The organism is Alteromonas sp. AO-Serp, from assembly GCF_017849675.1.
Lineage (GTDB): Bacteria > Pseudomonadota > Gammaproteobacteria > Enterobacterales > Alteromonadaceae > Alteromonas > Alteromonas macleodii.
Genome location: NZ_JAFLMX010000257.1, coordinates 1 through 10,474, shown reverse-complemented (window position 1 = coordinate 10,474; position 10,474 = coordinate 1). Strand labels below are relative to the sequence as shown.

8 protein-coding genes are annotated in these 10,474 nt (G+C 46.8%); 6 read left to right on the top strand and 2 right to left on the bottom strand.

The window, feature by feature from the left end; all coding sequences use genetic code 11:
- Positions 1-902, bottom strand: a 902-nt coding sequence (locus QVA83_RS16975; protein WP_502711473.1) for a YgiQ N-terminal domain-containing protein, incomplete at its 3' end; no start/stop codon positions are given.
- Between the two features lie 254 nt (positions 903-1,156).
- On the opposite strand from QVA83_RS16975, the gene QVA83_RS16970 reads away from it, so the two are divergent.
- A complete protein-coding gene (locus QVA83_RS16970; protein ID WP_287498733.1) occupies positions 1,157-1,621 on the top strand; it encodes an EVE domain-containing protein in 465 nt (154 codons plus the stop codon).
- 138 nt (positions 1,622-1,759) lie between these two features.
- Here QVA83_RS16970 and QVA83_RS16965 read toward each other — a convergent pair whose 3' ends face one another.
- Positions 1,760-2,170 (bottom strand): hypothetical protein, encoded by a 411-nt coding sequence (locus QVA83_RS16965; protein WP_014979158.1) that lies wholly within the window; start codon positions 2,168-2,170, stop codon positions 1,760-1,762.
- Positions 2,171-2,337: 167 nt separating this feature from the next.
- Here QVA83_RS16965 and QVA83_RS16960 point away from each other — a divergent pair, with 167 nt between their 5' ends.
- From QVA83_RS16960 to QVA83_RS16940, 5 genes are all read left to right on the top strand, one after another.
- Positions 2,338-4,677: a TonB-dependent receptor gene (locus QVA83_RS16960; RefSeq protein ID WP_156078286.1), complete on the top strand. Its 2,340-nt coding sequence runs from the start codon at positions 2,338-2,340 to the stop codon at positions 4,675-4,677.
- A 15-nt stretch (positions 4,678-4,692) separates the two neighbouring features.
- The gene (locus QVA83_RS16955; RefSeq protein ID WP_156078287.1) at positions 4,693-6,846 is read left to right on the top strand and encodes a dihydrolipoyl dehydrogenase family protein; all 2,154 of its coding nucleotides are present in this window, start codon (positions 4,693-4,695) and stop codon (positions 6,844-6,846) included.
- A gap of 5 nt (positions 6,847-6,851) precedes the next feature.
- Entirely contained in the window at positions 6,852-7,841 is a 990-nt protein-coding gene (locus tag QVA83_RS16950) for a DUF547 domain-containing protein (RefSeq protein WP_156078288.1), read from the top strand.
- A complete protein-coding gene (locus tag QVA83_RS16945; RefSeq protein ID WP_156078289.1) occupies positions 7,828-9,216 on the top strand; it encodes an ABC transporter substrate-binding protein in 1,389 nt (462 codons plus the stop codon). Before QVA83_RS16950 ends, QVA83_RS16945 begins: the two co-directional genes overlap by 14 nt.
- Positions 9,216-10,474 (top strand): ABC transporter permease (locus QVA83_RS16940; protein ID WP_287498732.1); only part of this gene is annotated, 1,259 nt, incomplete at its 3' end. The genes QVA83_RS16945 and QVA83_RS16940, both read left to right, overlap by 1 nt.

The following is a 10,474-nucleotide window of genomic DNA, read 5'->3' as shown; positions in this document are numbered from 1 at the left end:
GCGGGAAGTTTGACGTACACGTTCTCCCACGGCTTACGTTTTTCTTTTTCTTTTTGAGCTGGCTGAATAACGATAGGTGCAGCTTCTGGCGCCTCGCTGCTTTTGGTGTCTTTATCCTGCGAATCGCACTCAGGCTCCATCTGATAAGGGCTTGGGATAGCGTCAATCTTGCCCGGCCTGTCAAGAGAGGTCGAGTCAACACCTTGCCACTCAGGTAAGGCTTCTTTTACGATAATTGCCGTACCGCGAATGTCTCGCAAATCAGCAATATCTTCACCTGCCGCTAAGCGATGAGTTACTTCAACAAGAGGACGTTCGGCGTTACCGAAAAAGAGCATATCCGCTTTGGAATCGAACAGTACAGAGCGGCGTACTTTTTCACTCCAATAGTCGTAGTGCGCAATGCGACGTAAGCTGGCTTCTATGCCACCAACAATAACAGGCACACCTTTAAACGCTTCACGGCAGCGCTGTGAATAAACGGTAACTGCACGATCAGGGCGCTTACCACCTACATTGCCTGGCGTGTAAGCGTCATCGTGACGAAGCTTTTTGTCAGACGTGTAACGGTTTATCATAGAGTCCATATTGCCGGCTGTTACGCCGAAATACAGGTTGGGTTTACCCAACTTCATGAAATCGTCTTTGCTGGTCCAGTCTGGCTGAGAAATAATACCCACGCGAAAACCATGCGCTTCAAGTACTCGGCCAATCACCGCCATACCAAAACTAGGGTGATCTACATACGCATCGCCCGTTACCAAAATAACGTCACAGCTGTCCCAGCCAAGGGCATCCATTTCTTCCTTCGACATGGGGAGAAACGGCGCAGTACCCAGGCAGTGTGGCCAATATTTAGGGTAAGAAAACAGACCGCGATCGGCCTTAATGGTGGCTTGCATAGTAATCACATCTAGATAAATCAGAGAGTTGCTGAGCTTAAATAAGGCTGTAGCTCAGAATAAGTGCGTAATTATAGCAGTGTTGGCCAAGCTAAGGTATAGCACTGTCATTAAATTAAAGAGCTTTGTATACTCACTTAAAGCAACAAGCTGCAAAGCTAGCCATGAGCGCAGGTTTTTATAAGCGCTTCAAATGCCCGCATTTAGCGAATGAAAGGCTTGTCTATTTACAACGAAGAGAATTAACAACGACTATGGCGTATTGGCTATTTAAAACAGAACCTGATGCATTTTCAATCGATGACTTGGCAAACCGCCCAGAACAAACGGAACCGTGGGACGGCGTAAGAAATTACCAAGCGCGTAACTTTTTACGAGACGGCGTTAAACGGGGTGACAAAGTATTTATCTATCATTCAAGTTGCAAGCTGGTCGGCATTGCAGGTGTTGCTGAAGTGGTAAGAGACGGCTACCCGGACACCACGCAGTTTAACCCTAAATCAAAATACTACGATCCTAAATCAAGTCAGGATAACCCCCGCTGGTATCGCGTTGACGTGAAATTTGTAGAGAAATTTTCAAGCGTTCTGCCGCTTTCAGTGATTAAAACGATGGACGGTATTACTGAACTGCCATTGGTCAAAAAAGGTGGAAGACTGTCAATCATGCCTGTAGAAGAGGCTGAATGGCAGCAACTGTATGCTGCTGCCAAACAGTAAGTTAAATGCTAAAAAGCGTAGCCGTCATATCTTGTTAGCTTGCTAAAGCTAAATATAAGGGCTATCGCTATGCGCTAACTTTCTAGCGTGCGGTGTATCTAGCGGTTTTATCTAGCGTGATTAGCTAACAAGTATCCGCTACTTGCCAATGGCAAATTTAGTATCGGCATCGCGCAATAGGAAAAGTGCAAAGCACGCGCCCCACATTGGCCATGCAGCAAAAAACAGCAGGTGATTAAAGGCATCTAGATACTGCGGGAATGAAGACAGAGTAGACCCACCGTGAAGAATAAAAATAAGACCGTAGGTGTATTTTTTCGCAAGTCCCGCTAAGAACGCCAAAACCAGCGCAAGCTGCAGTGCGCCCATAACGTAAACGGCCATTTCAGGCACGCCGCCGATACCATAGAACTTTTCAAAAATGGCCATGCCGTGGGCTGGGTTAACAAACTTATCGAGTGTCCATACGAACATAACGATAAATATTGTTACGCGAAGAGAAAGTAGCGACCATTGTAGTCGGTTTTGAATATCGGTGTTGTTTTGCATACATGCTCCAAAAGTATAATAGTGCAAGCATACTAGAACGACCGTTCAAAATAAAAATTTCAATTAATTTTGTGTTTTTTAATATTTTTTTGAAAATTAAATGTACTGAAATTTTTTGTGACGCGTATCGGTCTTGTCGAACAAGAATTAAAAATACGGATCTGTTAATGAAAAAAGTAATCGGCCTAGCCGTTAGCACACTCGCACTTGCCATCAGTCAATCGCTCTATGCCCAACAAGCGGCAGATATTGAAGTGGTTGAGGTAACCGGAAACCAGCAGAGTTTAGATACACTAAATCCTGGCGATAACACACTTAAAGGCATTTTCGGTAGCGGTTTAAGTGCAGCTGAGACGCCTAGAGCGGTGACGTCACTGTCGGCACAAGCGATAGAGGCACTTAACATTAACGATTTACACGACATCGTAAAAGCGGCGCCCAACGCGTACGCCTCTAGCGGCTTTGGCACGCCAAGCCTGCCCAGTATACGCGGCCAATTAGGTGAGCTTTTTCAAGATGGTATAAGACGTCAAGCAGGCAACAATGGCTTTGGTTTGCCTTTGTCGTTCAATAGCGTTGAGCAAATTGACGTGGTGAAAGGGCCGTCGCCAGTGTTGTTTGGTAGCACGCAGCGCAACGGTGGCTTTGTAAACCTTCAAACAAAGGTTGCGCCGACCACAGAAAGCAAGGGGAAAGTCACCCTTCGCGCCGGGCGCTGGGATCAGTATTCAGCGCAAGTGGATTACGGCACAGCTATAGAAGAAGGTAAAAGTGGTATTCGCTTTAGTGCAGAGTACTTAGACCATGGCAGTTTCTACGATTTTGCCGAGCGCGATAGCACGAACCTGTTTGTAGCCTATCGCTATACGCCAAGCGATGTACTGACGTGGGATATCAGCGCGGAGTATTATGACACAGACTATCCAGACAACGCAGGTATCAACCGCCCAACGCAAGACCTTATCGATAACGGTATTTATATTACTGGGCAAGGCACTCAGCCGAATGGCAGTACAGTACCGGGGGCAGGTGCTATCATTTCTCCTACCGGAGAAGTGGTTATTCCTCGCAACCGCGTATTCACAAATCCTGACGACATTAACGGTGCTGAAACTACGGTTATTCGAAGCAGTGTCGAATACAAAATGACTGATAACGTGGCGCTTCGCAACATTAGTTATTATCAATATCTTGAACGTGAAGAAATAGCGCAAAATAGCTTTGTTGAGATCATTGACGGGGCTGACACGTTCGAAAACCGTACTGAGCTAGATTATAAGTGGAACGACAGCCAAACCACGACCGTAGGGTTAGCGCTACGCTACAACGACGTGTTGGGCTATAGCCAGTTTACCACTGAGGCCGATAATCCGATTGATTTAACCGGGCCTATCTCAAACCGCGTTATTCCGCTTACCGATGCCCAAAAAGCCCGATTAGTTGAGTTGCGTCCTGGCGTATATGTTTCACCGGGGGCGCAATACGACGTAGACGGTGATGGTAACGGCGATTTTAACTTGTCAGACACCACCGACTCTACCGCATGGCAAACAGGCCTGGCGCTTCAGCAGCGCTCTATTTGGACCGACAAATTTTCAACGATTGCTGGCTTACGTGTTGATTACTATGACGTAGACGCGCGTGACCCACTAGCGCCGATTGGTGTTGAAGCAGCTTCAGATTCGTACAGTGATACATTAACCAGCTACCAGTTAAGTGCAGTGTACAAATTAACGGGTGATGTAAATGTTTACGCGGCGTTTTCAGAAAACGACGCAACATCGAACAGCATGGCGGGTGGCACGGTGTTAGGCGGTAATAACGAGATTAACCCGCTTAACTTTGCTACTGAAAATACGCTGTACGAAGTGGGTGTAAAATATGCGCCAAACAGCAGCTGGTATGCAGAGGCCGCTGTGTTTGACCAAACCCGAAGCCTACGTAACCGTGATGGCAGTAACAGTGGTGTGAAAACGCAAGGTTTCGAACTACAAATGTTCTATCAAGCAGACGATGTTTGGATCAATGCCGCGTATAGCTATTTAGACGCGCGTTTTGATGATTCAGCGGCGTTTCAAGGTACGGCGCAGGTTATTGATGCGTTTGATAATAGTCGTCCTGATATTATTGAAGGTACAGGAGTAGGATCACCTTCTTTTGCCGCGTTCCCTGCATCAGACAGTCGCGTTCAGGGGATCCCGCCACAAATTGCTTCTATTAACGCTGGCTGGCAAATTACGGATGACCTGCAAGTGGGGGCAAGTGCGCTCTATACCAAGTCATTCCCACTAGACTTTCTGCAAACGGTGCATATTCGCGACCAATATACGGTTGATGTAAATGCAGACTATCAAGTAACAGATGACCTTCGATTGCGTTTAGATATCATTAATGTGACCGATGAAGAAAACTGGCAGCCGCTGTTTGAAGGTGGGTATTTCGGTGCGACACTTGTCATGCCAAACGTACCTCGTCACGCTCAAGTTACCATGCAATACGCGTTTTAAGCGCTAAGGATATTTATGTTTAAGAAAATAGCGCTTTTAGGGGTTATTGTTGCCGCCATATTTAGCTTTTTTTATTTTGATTTAAATAGCTATCTAACCCTTCAAGGTATGAAGGATTCACTCGATACGTTTCAATCGCAGATTGCTCAAAACCCAGTATTAAGTATTGGTGTGTTCTTTGCCATTTATGTTGCCGTAACTGCACTTTCTTTGCCGGGTGCGGCTATTTTGACCCTGGCAGCAGGGGCTTTGTTTGGCCTGGTTCAAGGCTTAGTTATTGTATCGTTTGCCTCGAGCGTAGGGGCAACGCTGGCGTTTTTAGTTTCACGCTTCATATTACGCGACACCGTGCGAAACAAGTTTAAAGAAAAGCTTAAAAAGATTGATGAGGGCGTGGAAAAGCAAGGTGCGTTTTACTTATTTACCCTGCGCTTGGTGCCAGTATTCCCGTTTTTCCTGATCAACCTGTTGATGGGACTAACGTCGCTTAAAACCTGGACATTCTACTGGGTAAGCCAAGTGGGCATGCTTGCGGGCACCGCGGTATATGTAAATGCGGGTACTCAACTTGCCCAAATAGACAGTTTGTCTGGCATTGTCTCGCCTGGGCTTATCTTTTCATTTGTACTTTTAGGCATATTCCCTTGGATAGCTAAAGCTATCGTAGCAGTAGTCAATCGCCGTCGCGTGTACAAAGGCTACAGCAAGCCAAAGAAGTTTGATCGCAACTTAGTGGTTATTGGAGCGGGTGCAGGTGGTTTGGTTACCAGCTATATTGCTGCTGCGGTGAAAGCAAAAGTCACGCTGGTAGAAGCTGGCGAAATGGGCGGCGACTGTCTTAACTACGGCTGCGTACCGAGCAAAGCCATTATAAAAACGGCAAAAGTGGCCAATCAAATGCGCCATGCCGATAGCTATGGTTTAGAGCCGGTAACACCCGCTATGTCGTTTAAAAGGGTGATGGCACGTGTGCACGAAGTGATTGCGGCAATCGCGCCTAATGACAGTGTAGAGCGTTACACTAGCTTGGGTGTTGATGTTGTAAAAGGCTATGCGAAAATTATCGACCCTTGGACGGTGGAAATCAAAAAGAACGATGGCGGCACCCAAACACTAACCACAAAAAATATTGTGGTTGCTACAGGTGCAGCTCCATTTATTCCCGAATTACCAGGCATTGAGCAAAGCGGCTATGTCACCTCTGATACCTTGTGGACCAAGTTTGCTGAACTTGAAGACGCGCCAAAACGTTTAATCGTATTAGGTGGCGGACCTATTGGTTGTGAGCTCGCCCAAGCCTTTTCACGCCTTGGCAGTGACGTAACGCAAGTTGAGCGTGCCCCGCGTTTAATGGGCCGAGAAGATGCGGATGTGGCGGAGTATGCTGAGTCTGTGCTTAGAGAGAGCGGCGTAAACGTATTGACGTCCCATGATGCGCTTCGCTTTGAACAACAAGACGGTGAAAAAGTACTTGTTGTAGCGAAAGAGGGTGTTGAATCTACTATCGCCTACGACGAAGTCATTGTGGCTGTGGGACGAAAAGCCCGTTTACATGGTTTTGGTCTGGAAGACTTAGGTATTCAATTTGATAGAACAATTGAAACAGACGAATACTTGCAAACCCTGATGCCTAATATCTTTGCCGCTGGCGATGTAGTAGGGCCTTATCAATTTACCCACGTGGCCGCCCACCAGGCATGGTACGCTGCAGTCAACGCACTTTTCGGCACGTTTAAAAAATTCAAAGTTGATTATCGTGTTATCCCATGGACAACCTTCATCGATCCGGAAGTAGCGCGCGTGGGCATTAACGAGCGTGACGCTGCCGAGCAAGACATTGACGTTGAAGTAACGCGATACGAGTTTGCAGAGTTAGATCGTGCTGTTGCGGAAAGTGCCAGAAAAGGGTTTATTAAAGTACTCACGCCACCGGGTAAAGACAAGGTACTGGGCGTTACTATCGTCTCGGAACACGCAGGAGACTTACTGGCTGAGTTTGTTATTGCGATGAAGCACGATCTGGGGTTAAACAAGATCCTTGGCACTATCCACGCTTACCCAACATGGGCTGAAGGCGCAAAGTATGCAGCAGGGAATTGGAAGCGCGCAAACGCGCCTGAAAAATTGCTCAGCTATGTAGAGAAATTCCATACATGGCGCAGAGGATAGTTAATGTGAAAAAAGCATTAGCGGTGACAAAAGGCTTAGCGGTGAAAAACGCATTGGTGATGGCGAGAGAACAAGTAATGACAAGAGTAATCGCGATGTCCAGACGAATCACTATTAGAAAATTTGGTCGATTGGCAGTAAGCAGCATCATGCTGCTTGCTGCAAGCGTAAGCTTGTCTGCTCTCTCTGATGAAGCGGTGCCAAAGCAATTGAACAGGCTACACGAACCGTTTAGTGCGTTGCTAAGCGAGCATGTGAAAACCATAGACAATGGTGCCAGCACGCAAGTTGATTACCATGGGTTTAAACAAGATAGGGAACGTTTAACTCAGTATTTAAATAGCTTAGCTAAGGTAGAAAAAAGTACCTTTGACGGCTGGAGCAAGGCCGACCAACTGGCATTTCTTATCAATGCTTACAATGCTTATACCGTTGAGCTAATCCTCACCGAATTCCCAGACATAGACTCTATTCGAGATTTAGGCAGCTTTTTCTCGTCGCCATGGAAAAAGGAAATTGCGCCGCTACTTGGTAAAACCCGTACGCTGGATGAAATAGAGCACGAACTTATTCGCGGACAAAATAAAACCACGGAAGGATATAACGAACCTCGAATTCATTTCGCCGTAAACTGTGCCAGTATTGGTTGCCCTGCGCTGCGAGAAGAAGCGTATGTTGGCGCAAGGCTAGATAGCCAGCTTGACGCACAAGCCAAGCGTTTTTTAGCCGATACGTCTCGCAACAGAATGGACGGTAACACCTTGAAGCTTTCAAAAATATTCGACTGGTACAGCGAAGATTTTGAAAAAAACACCAATCGGAAAAGTGAAAGTTGGCAAGGTATTAAAAACGTAAACACGGAAAATCTCAGCCAATTTTTGCTGTTATACAAAGATGCATTAAACCTATCGAGTCAGCAGGTTTCAGTGCTTGAGCAAGATAACGCAGAGCTAGAATTCTTAGATTACGACTGGGCACTCAATGCCACGCAATAGCGCTTCAGTTAGCACGAAAGCGGCTTGTTTACGCCGCTTTGGCAAGTTTAGTCGCCTCATTAAGGGGCTGGCACTGGCGTCAGCTGTTTTCAGTTCTCAGCTAATCACGGCTTCTCATTCATTTGCGGTACCGTTTGATTTTCCCAGTGTAGATGTTTCTGGCAATGAAATACAGAGCCAGCATCAATCGCCAGTACGTGCGTCAACGGTGCTCAAGCGCACCTCAGCGCAATCGCCTAAAGACGACACACAAAGCAAACCTCTGGTACGTTTTCATGCATGGGGGGGAAGCGCTCAAGTAAATGGTTATTTGCAATGGGTCGCCGCGCAAGTTAGCCAGCGTTTTAACATTGAACTGCAGCACGTTAAGCTTGCTGATACCAGTGACGCCGTGTCACGCGTATTAGCAGAAAAAGCGGCCGGTAATCACGATAACGGCAGCGTAGATTTAATATGGATAAATGGCGAAAACTTTGCGGCAATGAAAAAGCATGGCTTGCTCGCTAAAGACTGGGTTAAAGAACTTGATCATTTCGCGCTAACCCGCCCGGAAAAGAACTCTGCCATGGTAACTGACTTTGGTGAACCCACGCTTGGTATGGAAGCACCGTGGGGGAAAGCGTCCATGGTGTTTTATTATCGCAGCGCGCACATGAAAGCGCTAGGCACTACGCCGGGGCAAACCATTAATGAACTGCTTCGGTTCTCTCAAAAAGCGCCAGGACGCTTCACTTATCCAGTGCCGAGCGATTATTTAGGCATTAGCTTTATAAAATACGCAGCAATTGCTCTTAACGGCGATAAGCAGTCTTTGTTTTACCAACCCGTTACTGAATCGTCTCTTCAGGCTGTATTGCCCGCGCTTTGGGCTTATTTGGACCAATTGCATCCCACTATGTGGCAGCAAGGGAAGTATATGCTTCGCCAAGCCTCACAACTTCAACGCTTGGTTGGCACAGGTGAGCTAACACTCGCGTTTTCATTTACCGCCGCTGAAATTCCATCAGCCGTAAATCGTTTTGATTTACCCGATGATGTTCGCACCTATGCCATGCAAGACGGTAGCCTTGCTAATGTCCATTTTGTGGGGCTGACCTACAATTCGAAAAACAAAACAGCAGCAAAGACAGTAGTAAATTTTTTGCTTTCGCCAGAAGCACAGGCCGAGAAGCAAAAGCTGGAAGTGTGGGGTGACGATACGGTTCTTGATATGGCATCGCTGACACAAGCACAAGCTATGCTGTTTAAAGACGAGGCTGTGCACAAATCTGCCCTCGACAAATCTCAGTCAGCGGTGCTGTTGGCCGAGCCCCATGCAAGCTGGACTGATAAATTGCGCGAAGCCTGGTATAAACGTTACGGGGCACGCTACTAATGTTTACTCACATTACACTTGTTGCACGCTGGTGCTTGCTGCTTTTACTTTGTATTCCCGTATTGGCAGGGCTGGTAGGGGTAATATTTCCTGCGTTAGGTTACTTCCCAGCTATCGGCGCAAACGCCTTTTCAACGCAAGTGTTTGCGACGCTATTCGGTCTTCCAGACATTTGGCAAATGATGTGGTTGTCGCTTTTTACGGGCATAGGCTCAACCCTTTTAGCCGTAATAGCAGCGTTTTGTATTCTCGCCACGTTTTACCAATCTTCCCTGCTAGGCAAAATCCAGGGTGTGTTAAGCCCGTTTCTGGTGTTTCCCCACGCGGCTGCGGCCATTTCCCTTTTATTTGTAGTTAGCCCTTCTGGTATCTTTGCAGCAGTCACCACGCGCTTGAATGCGTATTTTAGTCATGCTTTCACAACCCCCTTTGTTAATGAAATCAGCGAAATGGCATTGCCCGCTGCGAATGATGGAACGCTACTTTATGACAGTCTAGGACTAAGTATACTTATCGCGCTTAGCCTGAAAGAGCTGCCGTTTATTTTGTTAATGACGCTAAGCGTTATGTCTCAGCCGCTGGTGAAAAAGAAACTCACGGGGTATGTAAAGGTGGGGACAGCGTTAGGTTATTCGCCTACTGCGAGCTTTTTTAAACTGGTGCTGCCGACAATTTTTTCCCAGATAAAGTTACCGCTTTTAGCAGTACTAGTTTTCGCCACTTCAAATGTAGAAATTCCACTTATTCTAGGCCCAAATAACCCGAGCACTTTGGCTGTCGCCATTATGCACTGGTTTAATCATATTGATTTGTCCATGCGACTGCTTGCAAGTAGCGCTGCTGTGGTTCAAGTGGCAGTATCAGCGGTGGCGGTAGTATTGTTTTTGGGGATAGAGCGATTAGTGGCATACACCGGTAAGCGCAGCCTTTCAGGTGGTAATCGATATTTTGCCGATGCAGTGTTACGCACGTGTGGCTTTGTCATCATGGCGTTTTACATTATCTTGATTTGCACAGGGGTATACACGGTTGTTGTGTACTCCTTTGCTAAGCAATGGCATTTCCCGCTGCTATTGCCAGAGGGACTAACACTGCTGCATTGGAATACGGCAACAAGTGCGCTGACAACACCGCTTATTAATACCTTATTGCTTGGCGCGCTGGTGAGTACAACTTCATTGGTACTTGTTTTATTTACGCTGGAAAGCGAACAGTTAAAGCCAGCGCGTGCTGTTGCTGAGAATGCATTTTCTGTCTC

Bases quoted from the DNA above. Each gene is read 5' to 3' on its own strand.
- QVA83_RS16955 (WP_156078287.1), top strand. From the start codon at position 4,693: ATGTTTAAGAAAATAGCGCTTTTAGGGGTTATTGTTGCCGCCATATTT.
- QVA83_RS16960 (WP_156078286.1), top strand. From the start codon at position 2,338: ATGAAAAAAGTAATCGGCCTAGCCGTTAGCACACTCGCACTTGCCATC.
- QVA83_RS16945 (WP_156078289.1), top strand. From the start codon at position 7,828: ATGCCACGCAATAGCGCTTCAGTTAGCACGAAAGCGGCTTGTTTACGC.
- QVA83_RS16970 (WP_287498733.1), top strand. From the start codon at position 1,157: ATGGCGTATTGGCTATTTAAAACAGAACCTGATGCATTTTCAATCGAT.
- QVA83_RS16965 (WP_014979158.1), bottom strand. From the start codon at position 2,170: ATGCAAAACAACACCGATATTCAAAACCGACTACAATGGTCGCTACTT.